At 47.2% G+C, this 15,410-nt stretch carries 9 protein-coding genes; 5 read left to right on the forward strand and 4 right to left on the reverse strand.

The window, feature by feature from the left end; genetic code table 11:
• Window positions 1-104: 104 nt before the first annotated feature.
• The 4 genes from ACJB0T_RS09170 to hemL all read right to left on the reverse strand — a co-directional run bounded on the left by ACJB0T_RS09170 (window position 105) and on the right by hemL (window position 7,511).
• Window positions 105-3,491, reverse strand: coding sequence for a response regulator (locus ACJB0T_RS09170; protein WP_479288751.1), 3,387 nt, complete (start codon window positions 3,489-3,491; stop codon window positions 105-107).
• A 224-nt stretch (window positions 3,492-3,715) separates the two neighbouring features.
• The gene (gene rsmC / locus ACJB0T_RS09175) at window positions 3,716-4,738 is read right to left on the reverse strand and encodes a 16S rRNA (guanine(1207)-N(2))-methyltransferase RsmC (protein WP_479288752.1); all 1,023 of its coding nucleotides are present in this window, start codon (window positions 4,736-4,738) and stop codon (window positions 3,716-3,718) included.
• A 66-nt stretch (window positions 4,739-4,804) separates the two neighbouring features.
• Window positions 4,805-5,878 carry an AI-2E family transporter gene (locus ACJB0T_RS09180; protein ID WP_479292185.1) on the reverse strand — a complete coding sequence of 358 codons (1,074 nt, stop codon included), beginning with the start codon at window positions 5,876-5,878 and terminating at the stop codon, window positions 4,805-4,807.
• Between the two features lie 340 nt (window positions 5,879-6,218).
• Window positions 6,219-7,511 (reverse strand): glutamate-1-semialdehyde 2,1-aminomutase, encoded by a 1,293-nt coding sequence (gene hemL, locus ACJB0T_RS09185; protein WP_479288753.1) that lies wholly within the window; start codon window positions 7,509-7,511, stop codon window positions 6,219-6,221.
• A 317-nt stretch (window positions 7,512-7,828) separates the two neighbouring features.
• Here hemL and erpA point away from each other — a divergent pair, with 317 nt between their 5' ends.
• The 5 genes from erpA (at window position 7,829) to ilvN (ending at window position 15,371) form a co-directional block, all read left to right on the forward strand.
• Window positions 7,829-8,170 carry an iron-sulfur cluster insertion protein ErpA gene (gene erpA, locus ACJB0T_RS09190; RefSeq protein ID WP_042501206.1) on the forward strand — a complete coding sequence of 114 codons (342 nt, stop codon included), beginning with the start codon at window positions 7,829-7,831 and terminating at the stop codon, window positions 8,168-8,170.
• A gap of 268 nt (window positions 8,171-8,438) precedes the next feature.
• The gene (locus tag ACJB0T_RS09195; RefSeq protein WP_479288754.1) at window positions 8,439-9,548 is read left to right on the forward strand and encodes an efflux RND transporter periplasmic adaptor subunit; all 1,110 of its coding nucleotides are present in this window, start codon (window positions 8,439-8,441) and stop codon (window positions 9,546-9,548) included.
• A gap of 9 nt (window positions 9,549-9,557) precedes the next feature.
• Complete coding sequence (locus ACJB0T_RS09200) at window positions 9,558-12,719, forward strand: efflux RND transporter permease subunit (protein WP_479288755.1); 3,162 nt, start codon at window positions 9,558-9,560, stop codon at window positions 12,717-12,719.
• A gap of 419 nt (window positions 12,720-13,138) precedes the next feature.
• On the forward strand, window positions 13,139-14,875 hold the full coding sequence (locus tag ACJB0T_RS09205) for an acetolactate synthase 3 large subunit (RefSeq protein ID WP_479288756.1): 1,737 nt from the start codon (window positions 13,139-13,141) through the stop codon (window positions 14,873-14,875).
• Between the two features lies 1 nt (window position 14,876).
• Entirely contained in the window at window positions 14,877-15,371 is a 495-nt protein-coding gene (ilvN, locus tag ACJB0T_RS09210; RefSeq protein ID WP_042501212.1) for an acetolactate synthase small subunit, read from the forward strand.
• The last annotated feature ends 39 nt before the right edge of the window (window positions 15,372-15,410 follow it).

The following is a 15,410-nucleotide window of genomic DNA, read 5'->3' on the forward strand; positions in this document are numbered from 1 at the left end:
TTAGCTAGCAGTAAGCAATAAGCAATAAGCAGTAAAAAACCACGGTGATGACCGTGGTTTTTTTATGGCTTGAGTAACTGGCTTAGGCTCGGATTTGAGCGTAGCTAGCTGGTGAGAAGGCGCTGTAGTTTATCGCGCAGACTGATAATGTAGTCACGCTCTGGCCCTTGTTTATGGCAATGCTCTAGGATGTATTCTACTGAGCTTAAGACAGTGCGCCATCGTGGCGTTTTCGGCAGCGTCTCAAGGCGCAGGTACTTATCTAGTGTTCGAGTTTGAAGTGTGCTTCGGTCTAAGTAGACGCGCCACAATCCACTTTGCTCTGCAAAGGCAAACTTGCTTTGACCTGTGACACTTTCCCAGTAAGTTAGTGAAGTAGTCATGGTTTCGACAAGGATCTCGCGCATGATTTCCGGACGCGACTTTTCTTCACCTTCCGCTTTATCGGCTAAGCGAGTGAACTCACCACCGAGCTCTTTGAGTTCTTTAAGCTTGGCTTTGTCACCTTCAATAGCATAGGTAGATAGGGCGTCAATGGCCGTTTCGAGGTTCTTCACTCTGCTGGCATCGAGTGATACACCTTGTTCAAAGATATAAATACTTTTCAATCCAGAGCCTTCTGGCAGCATTAAGATGTCCGCATTGATATGCTTTCGGACATCGTCTACAAAGGTGTCAATCTCACCGAAGTAGTGCTCTTGGTTTAGATGAATAAACTTGGGAGCGACCAACTCTTCGATACTGACGCGTTTTAGCTGCTCAACCGAGCGCTTGAACAGTCGTCCGGCACTTTGGTTGGCAAACTGTACCTTGAGATCTTCTCGAATACATAAAATGGCCTCAGGGGCATTATCGAGTTGTTCAATCAAGCGACCTTGCGTTTCAAGCAAGCTAGCTTCAACCATGGCCCGTTGTTTGAGTTCGTACTTGAGGTTTTGGTTCTCTGCGCGGCGCTCTTCGGCTTTACTCGCCTGTAAGTGCGCAGCAATACGAGCCGCCAACTCTGGTTTACTAAATGGTTTTGCTAGATAGTCATTGGCACCCAGTTCAAAACCTCGTACTCGGTCTTCTGGTTGGTTAAGTGCGGTTAGCATGATGATAGGTAAAGCGGCATGATCATAAGTTTCACGTACTGACTCACACACTTCAAAGCCGCTCATACCCGGCATCATTATGTCGAGCAGTAGCAGTTCAGGTTTCTCTTTTTCTATCTGCTCTAACGCTTCAATGCCGTCTTTGGCCAGTCGCACCTGATAGCCTTCTAGTCGCAGGAAGCTTTCGAGGATACGCAGGTTCACTGGTTCATCGTCAGCAATAAGCAGAACTGGACCGTCGGGGTTTTCAGGAAGTACTTCGTCTTCGTCCAGCGCCAGTTCCACCGATTCAGAAATTTGAAAATGACTGACCGAACTTGTTTTTGATTGAGCTTCGATTTCTTGTTGGGTTGCCAGTGGCAATGTAAAGCTGAACGTTGTGCCGACGTGTGTCTGACTGCTGACGTAAAGCGAGCCGCCCATAAGTTCAATAAGCTGTCGACTAATTGAAAGACCCAGCCCTGCGCCTTGTCGATAATGACCAGAATCGTGACCAGCTTGTATCAGCGGCTCAAAAATATGTTCAAGCTGCTGAGCAGGGATGCCTTGGCCGGTATCAACTACCTGAACACGAATATGGTCGCTCATGGCGGTAGCGGAGAGCACAATTTTACCTTCGTTGGTGTACTTAATCGCGTTGCCAAGTAAGTTGTAAAGTACTTGCTCAAGGCGCTGCGGATCGGCAGAAATCAAAGGTAGTGGCTCTAACACTTGGTTAATAATGCGGATTTTTTTATCGCCAAGTAGATGGTTAGAGAGTTCGATCACCAATTGAGTCGTGCTGGTTAGGCTAAGAGCTTGACGTTCTATGTCTAGGCTGCCGTAGCGCATCTTGTGGTAATCGAGTAGATCATCGACCAAGCTCGCAAGGCGCTGGCCGCTATTGACGATGATATCCAATTGGTACTTGTGATTAGCGCCGATAGGTCCATTGGCGCCTGAGATCATCGCTTCGGCAATCCCTATCATGCCGTGCAGCGGCGTACGAAGCTCATGTGAAGTAGTAGCAAGAAACTCATCTTTGAGTTTATCGGCCAGCTGTAACTCTTCATTCTGCTTTTTAATGATGGCTAGGCTCTCTTCGAGCTCTTGGTTTTGGGTTTTGATAAGCTCAATTTTATCTTTAATCGAGCGGCGCATGCGTTCAAAGCTAAGAGCAAGGCGGCCTATTTCATCGGAACGTTCCAAACTAATAATCGAAGGGTCAAGATCGCCGCCAGAAGCGCGCTCCGCTGCCCAAGTGAGTTTGAGTAGCGGTGAGGTAATAAAGTTGGATAGGTAGTGTGAAGCGATAACTACGACGACAATCGCCGTCAGCATAGCGATGACAAACAGAGTCTCTAGTTGATTGACACTGGCAAACGCGATGGCTTCTGGGGTTTCTACAACCAGTGCCCAATGAGTTGTGTTAAGTTCGATTGGTGAAAATGCGGCGAAGTACTTTTCACCCAATGCACTTTGGTAGCGACTGACATCGGTGATGCCTGATAAGGCTTCGGAGATCGCGGTGTCACTATTGGCAATGGCTTCAGTGGTTAATCCAAGAATTTTTGCTGAGTGGTCGCTTCCGACTAAGAGTACGTTGATGTCTTGGGGTGTGCCATCGGAAATCAGTTTAGTGATGCCGCTAATTGGCAGCCGGAACATTGCGTAGCTGTGTAAGTAACCTTGCTGGATGATTGGCGCGCCCACCCATGCATATTGCTTACCTTCATATTCGGCAAAGTCTGAAACGATGACTGGTGTGTATTCCTCGTTTTCTTTGCGTTTTAGTTTTACTTCAGAGGCAAGGCGCGCAAAGGTCTCGCCTAATACGCGAGTTGAGTAGCTGCCTGTCTCGAGGTTAGTGCCGAAGTAATCATACTTATACACCGAGTAAGTTACGTTACCTGTTAAGTCGACCAAGATAATATCGTCGAAATCAGAACGCTTTAGATGTTCCATAAAGGCTCGATGATAACGCTTGTGGAGTAAGCGATAGCGTTCACTTCCCACGTAACTGCTCGAGTCTGGGAGGATAGTCGTCTTTACTTGGTCACCTGAACCATGGATGTAACGTTCTTGTGCATGTCGGCGAGCTTGTTCAATATCATCGCCGAGGCTTTGGAATGCATTGACTAGACCGTAGAAACGGCCGCCACTGGCATAAGCAAGCTCGGAGCGAACAAAGCCCATGACTTCGGACTCTTGGGCATTAAAATAATCGACGATCTGCTGCTTTTTAGTATCGCGCAGTGAAACAAGGTGAGAGGTGCTTTGGTCGCGAAGATCTTGGCTGTGTGCATTGAGAAAGAAAAGCGCAATGATAGTGAGTGGCGTGATGCTGAGCACCAAAAACGCCATCATTAGGGTATTTTGCAATCGTTTAAATTTCTGTTTGCGACGCAGCTTTAACATGGGGGAAAGATTCTCTCACTCAATCAACTAGACATTCTTAACCTTGCCAATTTATAGACTTATTTTTTATTGGCAAGTAAGTGACAGATAAAGCGTGTGTAGACACACAAAATTACCGTTTATTGGTTAGCTTTGTAAGAGGTTACCGAGACTTTAGCGAATTTTCGCGCTATTCAGTGCCCATTATTGAGGCTGAATGGCGCGATGAAACCTAATTGAGAGGGTTATTTTTCGGCGTGATAAATGGCAAATTTACGGTTTTTAGCCACCGTCTCACAATGACCAAACTTCTGCTCAATAATCGGTGGATATTTGAGGAAGCTGTTGGCGACAATCCAAAGTTGACCCTGTTTATTCAGATGGTTAGGGGCATCAGATAGCAGAGTTTCTGTCGCTGAATAGCTGGTGTCAAGCCCTGCATGAAAAGGCGGGTTGCTGACGATAAAATCAAAATCGCTGTCGATATCGGAATACACATCAGAGGCAAACACCTCACCCGATAATCCATTGGCAGCGAGGGTCTGCTTACTTGATTCAATCGCGAAAGCGTTGATATCACATAGGTTAAGCTTACTCGTTGGGTTCTTCAGCCCCATATAAGCGCCAATGATGCCCGCGCCACAACCAAAGTCGAGCACTTTGCCTGTTAGTTCTGGCAGGTTATTGAGTAGCAGTTGAGTGCCGTGGTCGAACTCACCGTGGCTAAATACCCCAGGTAGGCTCTTCACCGTGATGGCAATGCCATTGAGCTCCACATGGTAAGTTTTGAACTGACTTTGTAAATCAAACGAATCAGGAGCTTGTTGGCAAATTCCCCAATAAAATGAGCAGCGTCTAGCAGAGTCGTATTTGTTGATAGGGCCGTAGTCAGCAAACATCTTTTCAATGCTTTTTACGCCCGAGCGATTCTCACCTACCACCACTATTTCGGTCTCATTGCCAAGTGTTGCCAATGACATATGCAGTAGCATTCGAGCTTCAGCTTTCGCCTTTGGCCAATAGAGCAAGATCATATCGGCATCAATATCAGCAGGTAGCGACGCGCCGAACAGGGTGTCGACTTTCGAGGAAGATTGCAGTGAACGATAGGTAATATAGTTACTGGTGAACACCGTTACTTTGTCGCAATGGCGACTCAGTTCAATCGGGAAGCTATCTTCAATTTCGCCAATGACCAACACTCGTTTTCCGGCAAAATACTCTAGTTGTCGTTGTGCAATTTGACTGGGTGCGATGTAGCTTGCCATGGCGATGTTTCTCTCGAAATAAAAAGGGAGGCGATTCTCTCACAAACCCCTCCCTGAAAAAAGACTCTAGCTTCTATCTTGGCCATCGAGGAAATCTTTAAACTCCTCTTCATACATGTTGAACAGCACCATGGTAATCGCGAAGATCAGTGGGCCGTATATTAGGCCGATAAGACCAAACAAATGAATACCACCAAGTAGCGAGAAGAAGATCATCAGTGTGTTCATGCCTGCACTGCCTTGCATTAGCAATGGACGCAGTACGTTATCAATCGATCCAACGACGGCGATACTCCAGATAGCCAAGAATAAGCCCCAACCGGTCTCACCGGTGATCAGAAGATAAGCGGTAGCTGGGATCCAAATTAGCGCAGTACCAACAACAGGAATAAACGACGCAAAGCCCATCATAGTGCCCCAGAATAGCCCGGGGAAGCCGGCCATCCACATACCAAAACCGCCAGCAGCGCCTTGTGCAATTGCGGTTAAGAACGAGCCCATAACTGCTGACTTGGATACTTTTTCAATCTCACTTAGTAGTCGGTCTTCTTGGCTACGAGAAAAAGGCAAAATATGACGGATTGCTGAGATAAGTTTGTCGTGATCGCGCAGTAGGAAAAACAACACAAACAACATCAAGAAGAAGTTCATCAAGAAGTTAGTGGCATCGCCCAGTATTTTAGCGCTCATAGCGACGAGATTGGAGCCAAGAGACGTCGCAAATTCTGCCGCTTTTTGAGCAATGTCTTGTGGGTTTATCGCATCGAAAGGCAAGTACTCGTTGACGAAATCAAGGCCAGTAACGACCCACGGATGGGCGATAACTTCTTGGATGCCGCCACCTGTCACCCATTGGTACATGTTCTGGGAGAAGACTGAGCCCTGCTGAACGATAGCGCTAAAGACCAACATGAGTGGCATGACAATAATAAAGGTCAGTACGATACATGAGAGCAGGGCGACAACATTCTTGTGTTTAGGTAGCTTTCGTTCGATCCACTCATGGATAGGAAACATCAGCAGTGACAAGATAAATGCCATGACGATGGAGTTGATGTAAGGCTCCACCAAGAGATAGCAGGCAAACGCGGCAAAGAGCAGGGCGACAATCAGTACCCAATGGCTGGCCGTTACGTTCATTTTGTTGTTCACGAAGTTTCCTTTTCACTGGAAGTGTTGATAGTACATCGTCAATGTTCGACAAACGCTGACAGACATAAGCAGTGTTGGTCATATAATGGACGTAAATCCTTGACTGATCAATTTTAAATCGTGTCAGTTTAGGTGCGCTAGGAGAGTGAAATGGGCTGTTGCAACGGTGATAAAAACTGTGAGAAAAATAAGAAAAAAACACGACCAATCCCTTGGTTCTCAATCACTATTGGGGTTTTAGTGTTGCTGGTGATGTTTAACTGGCAGGCATAAAAAAGGGCTGATATGTTCAGCCCTATACAATATAACGTGAGACGTTAAAGCTTGATTATGCTTCTTGTGCAAGCATTGCGAAGCAGCGTTCTGCCGCTTCAAGTGTCGCATCGATCTCTTTCGAGCCGTGTGCTAGTGAGGTAAAGCTCGCTTCAAATGCTGAAGGCGCAAGGTACACACCGTGGTCTAGCATTAGGTGGAAGAAGCGCTTAAATCGCTCAACGTCGCACTTCGCGACATCTTCGTAACACGTGATGCTCTTTTGCTCAGTAAAGAAGAAGCCGAACATGCCGCCTACTTGGTTAACGACCAGTGGAATGCCGTGCTTGTCTGCTAGTGACTTGAAGCCATCGGCGAGCTGTTTAGTTTTTTGTGCAAGGCGTTTTTCGTTGCCTTCTTCTGACAATAGTGTCAGGCAAGCGTATCCCGCTGCCATTGCAATTGGGTTGCCAGACAAAGTGCCTGCTTGGTATACAGGACCCGTAGGTGCAATGTGTTGCATCACTTCCTTGCGGCCACCGAAGGCGCCCACCGGCATACCGCCACCAATGACTTTACCTAGTGTCGTTAGGTCTGGTTTGATGTTGTAGTAAGCCTGTGCGCCGCCTTGTGCAACACGGAAACCCGTCATCACTTCATCAAAAATAAGCAGTGCGCCTTCATCATCACAAATCTGACGTAGACCTTCGTGGAAGCCTTCGACCGGTGGGATGCAATTCATGTTGCCCGCGACAGGCTCAACGATGATACACGCGATTTCACCTTTGTTTGCTTCAAACAGCGCTTTTACAGACTCTAGGTCGTTGAAGCGTGCAGTTAATGTGTACTTAGCAAAGTCAGCTGGTACGCCTGGTGAGCTTGGCTGACCAAGTGTTAGTGCGCCAGAGCCTGCTTTTACTAGTAAGCTGTCAGCGTGGCCGTGGTAGCAACCTTCGAATTTGATGATCTTGTCACGACCTGTGTAGCCACGAGCGAGACGAATAGCACTCATGGTTGCTTCCGTACCTGAGCTCACCATGCGTAGCTGTTCCATGGAAGGCACCAGTTTGCGAACGAGCTCTGCCATGTTGATTTCCATTTCGGTTGGCGCACCGAAGCTAAGGCCGCGCTGAGCTGCATCGATCACAGCATCACGGATCACTGCGTGGTTGTGACCAAGGATCATCGGACCCCATGAACCTACGTAGTCGATGTAGGCTTTACCATCAGCATCAAACATCAATGGACCATCGGCACGTTCAACGAAAATAGGTGAGCCACCTACGCCGTTAAAGGCACGAACCGGAGAGTTAACACCACCAGGGATGGTCTGTTGCGCTTTTTCATACAGCTCTGCTGATTTGGTCATGGAAAGTTCCTCTTTGCTTGTTCGGACCAAGTGTGCTGCATTGTACATCTACAAATCGAATCGAGAAGTGTTTTGAGCACATTTTCTCATATTGATACGAGTTTTAGGTACATCTCTATTAATTTGGGTTTGTCTAATACTTGAACGAAGCACTCAGGTATTAGATAATCACCGACAATAACTTTACAAAATACAATGATGCTCGGCTAAGTATTGAGCGCTGTTAATTCATCGCCGCTTGTTTTGAACACTAGGGTTTGCAATGCTCTTGGTTGGAGCAAACAGGCGTGTGCGGCAGAGTAGCAAGAGAGGTTCCCGTGAGTGATGTAGCTATTCCATTAAATTTTTCTGAAGCAGCGGCGACGCGTGTTAATGCGTTGATCGCGGAAGAGGAAAACCCAGAGCTTAAGCTTCGTGTATACATCACCGGTGGTGGCTGTAGTGGTTTTCAGTACGGTTTTACCTTTGATGAGAGTGTTAACGACGGTGATACTACCATCGAAAAGTGTGGTGTGACTCTGGTTGTCGATCCAATGAGTTTGCAATACCTGGTTGGCGGTACCGTTGACTATACCGAAGGTCTTGAAGGTTCACGCTTCTTCGTTGATAACCCGAATGCGACCACAACCTGTGGTTGTGGTGCATCGTTCAGCGTGTAGCTTGAAACAGACACATAGAGAAAAAGGCGAACATTAGGTTCGCCTTTTTTAGATCTAAAGCACTAATGAAGTTAAAAAAACTTCACAGATAAGCAAAAACAATGTTATTTACCAAGGGGGTTTTTGTTACACTCAAATCGGTAGTCAGCGCGTAGTACCTGGCAGGAGATTGTCTTTTAGCGATTGATTATTAGTGGTTTTTAAACCGAATGCTGCACCTCCTCGTAGAAGGGTGGCAGTCTCAAATTACTATAATAGGGAAATTATTATGCCAACTACGCAACGTGGCAACTTTCTATCAAAACGTCCTTGGTTAATATCATTGGTGTGCGTTATCGCGCTATCCACTTGGCTTGGTCTGGGCGCATTAAAAGCCGAAGAAGCACCAAACCAGAAAGAAGAACAAACCATTCCTCTCGCTCGAGTCGTTTATCAAGAGTTCACCGCAGAAACGGTAGACAAGAAAATCGATCTATACGGCCGCACCGCACCTGATCGTACCGCAAAGCTAGGCGCAGAAATCGCAGGTAAGATCATTAACCTGAACGTCGAAAAAGGCGATGAGGTAAAGAAAGGCCAAGCTATTGCTCAAATTGATAAAGGCGATCTTAACATTCAGTTGGAACGCGCTCAGGCAATGCTTAATGTTAGACAGCAAGAGTTTAACGCTTCCAAATCGTTGAAAAGCAGAGGGCTGCAAGGAGAGGTAGCCTACTCAACAGCAGCAGCAAATTTGACGGAAGCGAAGGCGATGGTCAGTGCTGCGAAACTCGCCCTACGAAATACAACCGTCACGGCACCTTTTACTGGTATTGTTGACCACCTGTCGATCGAACTCGGCGATTTTGTTAGCGTCGGCGACCCAGTGGCAACGCTTATCGATTTAGACACGCTAGTGATTGAAGCGGATGTCAGTGAACGTCATATTCAGAAACTCACACTAAACCAAACCTCTACGATCCGTTTTGTTGGTGGTGAAGAGGTGACGGGGACACTGCGTTACATCTCTCGTGTCTCATCCTTTTCGACCAATACGTTTCCGATAGAAATTTCTGTGCCAAATCCAAATCAGCGTATCCCAGCTGGTGTCAGTGCTGAGGTAGAGTTAGCACTGGATGAGCAGCTTGCAATTAAAATTACACCGGCGATGCTGGCTTTGGATGAAATCGGAAATTTAGGCGTGAAAACACTTAAAAATGACCATGTGGACTTTGTACCGATACAGCTAGTAAAAGCAGAGCAAGACGGGGTTTGGCTGACTGGACTTGGCAGCAAGAGTAACATCATTGTCCTAGGGCAAGGGTTCGTTCGCCATGGCGATCAAGTCGAGGCCATCAGTGTGGCCGAGGCCAACCAAATCGCCGAACAGCAGCAATAGGGAGGTCGCATGTTTGCATTAATTGATGCGGCGCTGTCGCGCTCAAGGACCATGCTCAGCTTATTGGTTCTAGTGCTTATTGCCGGTGTTGTGACTTACAACACTATTCCTAAAGAATCGAGTCCAGATATCACCATCCCAATTATCTATGTGTCTGTTGGGCACCAAGGTATCTCGCCGGATGATAGTGAACGACTGCTTGTTAGACCGCTGGAAAAAGAGCTGCGCTCGATTGAAGGTGTTAAAGAAATGACGGCAGTAGCGTCGGAAGGCCATGCCTCGGTGACGCTTGAGTTTAATGTTGGAGTTGACCTCACTAAAGCGATGGCAGATGTCCGCGATGCGGTGGATCTGGCAAAGCCTAAGTTACCAGAAGACAGTGATGAGCCGACGGTCAACGAAGTGACCTTCGCCTCGCAGCAGCCGGTATTGTCTGTGGTGCTGTACGGTACCGTTCCTGAGCGCACTATCGTGCAGCTTGCTAGACAGCTTCGCGATAAGCTAGAAAGCTACCGTCAAGTATTGGAAGTAGACATAGCGGGTGATCGTGAAGACATCGTTGAGATTGTTGTCGACCCATTATTGATGGAAAGCTACGGCCTTGACCAAGGCGATATCTATAACTTGATTGCACTAAACAACCGTGTTGTAGCGGCGGGCTTTGTGGATACTGGTTATGGACGCTTCTCTGTGAAAGTCCCTTCGGTGTTCGATAGCCTAAAAGATGTATTGGAGCTGCCAGTTAAGGTTGATGGTAAGCAAGTCATCACCTTTGGGGACGTCGCAACGGTGCGTCGTGCTTTCCGTGATCCTGACAGTTTCGCTCGACTTGATGGTCGCTCTGCTGTGGTTCTTGACGTGAAAAAGCGTGCAGGTGAGAACATCATCGAAACGGTTTCTTTAGTCAAAGAAGTTTTGAGACAGGCTCAACTCCGTGATGAGTGGCCTAACAATCTTCAAGTGAAGTTCACTAAGGATGAGTCGAAAGATGTCAAGATCATGCTCAATGATCTGCAGAACAACATCCTATCGGCCATCATTTTGGTTGTCATTGTTATCATCGCCATTCTTGGTGTTCGCACTGCACTTTTGGTGGGTATTTCGATCCCAGGCTCATTCTTAACTGGCTTGCTTGTACTGTCGGTGTTTGGATTGACCGTCAACATTATTGTTCTGTTCTCGCTAATTATGGCGGTGGGCATGTTGGTGGATGGGGCCATCGTAGTGACAGAATTCGCCGATAGACGCATGCAAGAAGGGATGGAGAGAAAAGAGGCATATCGAGATGCCGCCAAACGCATGGCGTGGCCTATTACGGCATCGACCGCGACAACCTTAGCAGCGTTTGCCCCGCTATTGTTCTGGCCTGATATAACCGGTGAGTTTATGAAGTACTTACCGATGACGCTGATAGCAACATTGACGGCGTCACTAGTGATGGCACTGTTGTTTGTCCCAGTACTGGGTGGCTTGATTGGTAAACCGCAATATGTCTCTCCGGCTAAGCAAAAGAAAATGGTAGCGCTGCATGAAGGCGAGTTTGATAAAGCGACCGGTATAACCAAACTTTACTATCACACTTTAGATATTGCCCTAGGTCACCCGCTGAAAGTGCTTCTGCTGGCGATTGCGATGGCGATCGGTGTCGGTGTGGCGTACAACAAAGCCGGCCTTGGCGCCGAATTCTTCCCAGAGGTTGATCCGCCGTATTTCAACGTGAAGGTGCGCTCTCATGGTGACTTGTCTATTAATGAAAAAGACGAGGTGATGCGTGTCGTTGAAAAGGTGATGCTGGGTCATGATGAGTTTGAAAGCGTCTACACCAAAACCGGTGGTAAAGACGAAATCGGTGTGATTCAGGTGACTCCAGTCGACTGGCAGTATCGTCGCAAGGTGCCTGCAATTATCGAAGAGCTCAAGCAAACCACGGATAAGTTTGCCGGGGTAGAGATTGAGTACAAGTTTCCAGATGCTGGTCCACCGGTTGAGCACGATTTGGTGGTTGAGCTATCTGCTCGGATCCCTGACGGCTTGGATGCAGCGGCAAAAGAAATACGCCGATGGGCCGATGGCAATGAAAAGCTGACCAATGTCAGTGATACATCCAACAAACCCGGTATTGATTGGCAAATCGATATCAGCCGCGATGATGCTGCTCGCTTTGGTGCGGATGCGACATTGGTAGGTAACACGGTTCAGTTTGTCACAAACGGCCTGAAAATTGGTGACTATCTCCCCGATGATTCTACAGAAGAGGTCGATATCCTAGTGCGATTCCCAGAAGAGCATCGTGATATTGGACGCTTCGATGAGCTTCGTGTGAAAACGCCAGCTGGCTTGGTTCCAATTACCAACTTTGCTGAAATCACGCCAGAGCAGAAGCAAGACACAATCAACCGTTTAGACGGTGTCCGTGTTATCAATGTCAAAGCCGATATGGCTGATGGCTACAACTTAGCCGTCGAGCTACCGGGCTTTATTGAACAGTTGAGTCAGATAGAGCTGCCAAGCGGAGTTGAATTTGTTATCAAAGGTCAAAACGAAGAGCAGAAGAACTCATCAGAGTTCCTGCAAAGCGCCTTTATGGTCGCTCTCGCTGTTATGGCACTCATCTTGATTACTCAGTTCAATAGCTTCTATCAAGCCCTGTTGATTCTAAGTGCTGTTATTTTCTCAACCGTAGGCGTGTTTGCTGGTCTGTTGGTCTTCCAGCGTCCGTTTGGCATCATTATGTCGGGCATTGGCGTGATTGCACTGGCGGGAATAGTCGTCAACAACAACATCGTACTGATTGATACCTACAATCAGCTGATAAAGCGCGGTTTGGATAAACGTGAAGCGATCTTAAGAACTGGCGTACAGCGTTTGCGTCCGGTTATGCTCACAACGGTCACGACGATTTTAGGCTTAATGCCAATGGTGTTGGAGATGAACGTCGATCTTATCAATCAAAAAATAGAGTTTGGCGCACCAAGTACTCAATGGTGGTCGCAGTTGGCAACTGCGGTAGCGGGCGGCTTGGCCTTTGCCACAGTGCTGACTTTGGTATTAACGCCCTGTCTGTTGATGTTAGGTAAAACTGAACAGCAAAAACAACAACCTTCAATGTTGCGGCGCACGTTACGACGATTGAGGTCGAAACCTGTAAAAAAGCCCGTTAAAGCGGCCTAGCGAATCAAAGCCCCATTATTTATTAAAATATGGGGCTTTTTGATTATTTCTTCCTAGTGATTTCGAGTGACTAATCAGAATTGCTGATACGTTTTTGCCAGCTTTATGTAATTAATGCAGAATTTAACTCTGAATTTACAATAATGTTGGGTGATTGGTTTGGTTTTGTTTCTCTGAGTAAAACAAATGTTGGTAAACCTATCATTTCGAAGCTAAGTGTGTTTTTTGCAGCCTTTGTCGGGTTAGATCTTGTGCAAAGAAAGCGTTACAGTTGTTGCGTAAACATATTGCTTGTTATGACAAGCTATGTGACATAGCTGAAAAGTGAGTAGTTTCGATTTAGGCTACGAATAAGACCTAACTATGTAATGCCAGCTCAGCGACCACCTGTTTGCTGAGGTAACTGGTAAGGAGACAATATGGCAGATTCAACCCCAGAAATGCTATCTGGTGCAGAGATGATCGTTCAATCTTTGATTGACGAAGGTGTACAACAAATCTTTGGTTACCCAGGTGGTTCCGTTCTAGATATCTACGATGCGCTGCATGAAAAGCGCGAGAATATCCAACACGTCCTCGTTCGTCATGAACAAGCCGCGACACACATGGCTGATGGTTACGCACGTGCTACCGGTAAACCGGGTGTGGTACTTGTGTGTTCAGGCCCTGGTGCGACTAACACCATTACCGGTATCGCTACCGCTTACATGGACTCGATCCCTATGGTGGTGCTCTCTGGTAACGTACCGAACAATCTAATCGGTAATGATGCGTTCCAAGAGTGTGACATGGTCGGTGTGTCTCGTCCTGTGGTTAAGCACAGCTTCCTATTGCAACGTGCAGAAGATATCCCTGAAACGCTGAAAAAAGCCTTCTATATCGCATCGACTGGCCGACCTGGCCCGGTTGTGGTTGATATTCCGAAGGATGTCATGAATCCGCAGATCAAATTCCCTTATGAGTACCCTGAAACGGTTAAGATGCGCTCATACAACCCGACGACTTCGGGTCATAAAGGCCAAATTAAAAAAGCGCTAAAAGCGATTTTAGAAGCTAAGAAACCCGTTCTGTATGTGGGTGGTGGTGCCATCATGTCTGAGGCAGACCAACACATCATTAAGCTGGCCGAAACGTTGAACCTACCCGTCGTTAGCACGTTGATGGGTTTGGGTGCATTTCCTGGCACACATAAAAACGCATTAGGTATGCTGGGTATGCATGGTACTTACGAAGCCAACCTTGCGATGCATAATGCTGACCTTATTTTTGGTGTTGGTGTTCGCTTTGACGATCGTACTACCAATAACCTCGAGAAGTACTGCCCAGACGCAAAGGTTGTACACATAGATATCGATCCTTCTTCTATCTCGAAAAACGTGCGCGCTGATTTACCGATTGTTGGCTCTGCGGATGTGATTCTGGAGACCATGTTGAAACTTCTGGTAGAGCAGGGTGGCACCAATGACGAAGCAGCGCTCAATACTTGGTGGGATGATATTGCTTCTTGGAAAGAGCGTAACTGTCTTGGTTACGAAACTTCGGAAGAGCGTATTAAGCCACAGCAGGTCATTGAAGTGCTGCACAAGCTGACGGGCGGTGATGCGTTTGTGGCATCCGATGTGGGTCAGCACCAAATGTTTGCTGCGCTCTACTATCCGTTTAACAAGCCACGCCGCTGGATCAACTCAGGTGGCCTAGGCACTATGGGCTTTGGTTTCCCAGCAGCAATTGGGGTGAAATTTGCTTACCCAGATGAAGAGGTGGTGTGTGTCACTGGTGATGGCAGTATTCAGATGAATATTCAAGAACTGTCGACGGCGATGCAGTACGATGTGCCGGTTAAAATTATCAACCTCAACAACCGTTTCTTAGGGATGGTAAAACAGTGGCAGGATATTATTTACCAAGGCCGTCACTCAAACTCCTACATGGATTCGGTGCCTGACTTTGCTGCTATTGCTGAAGCTTATGGCCACGTAGGTGTTCGCATTTCTAACCCAAGTGAGCTTGAATCTGGCTTGAAAAAAGCGTTAGAGATGAAAGATCGCCTCGTGTTCGTTGATATCAATGTTGACGAAACAGAGCACGTTTACCCGATGCAAATCAAAGGGGAAGGCATGGACAAGATGTGGCTAAGCAAGACGGAGAGAACCTAATATGAGACATATCATTTCGCTACTTATGGAAAACCAACCGGGTGCTCTTTCTCGCGTGGTTGGCCTGTTCTCTCAGCGTGGCTACAACATCGAATCACTCAACGTGTCACCAACAGATGATGAGACGTTATCACGCCTTAATATCACCACAGAATCGGATGAAATGGAGCTTGAGCAGATCCAGAAGCAGCTTCACAAGCTGATTGATGTCCTCAAGGTTCAGGAAGTGACTGAGTTTGAGCACATTGAGCGTGAGCTGATGATGGTGAAAGTCAAAGCGAGCGGCTTTGCGCGTGCGGAAGTGAAACGCACAGCCGATATCTTCCGTGGTCAGATTGTTGATGTCACATCATCACAATACACCGTTCAACTCGCAGGTACAGCTGAAAAGCTTGACGCGTTTGTGTCAGCGCTCTCAGAAGTGACGGATGTGGTTGAAGTGGCGCGAAGCGGTATTGTGGGTATTGCTCGTGGTGAGCGTGCACTTAAGCCATAAGCCAATCGAGCTATTGATACAATTAGGCCAGTCAAGTGA

Source organism: Vibrio sp. CB1-5, assembly GCF_059412285.1.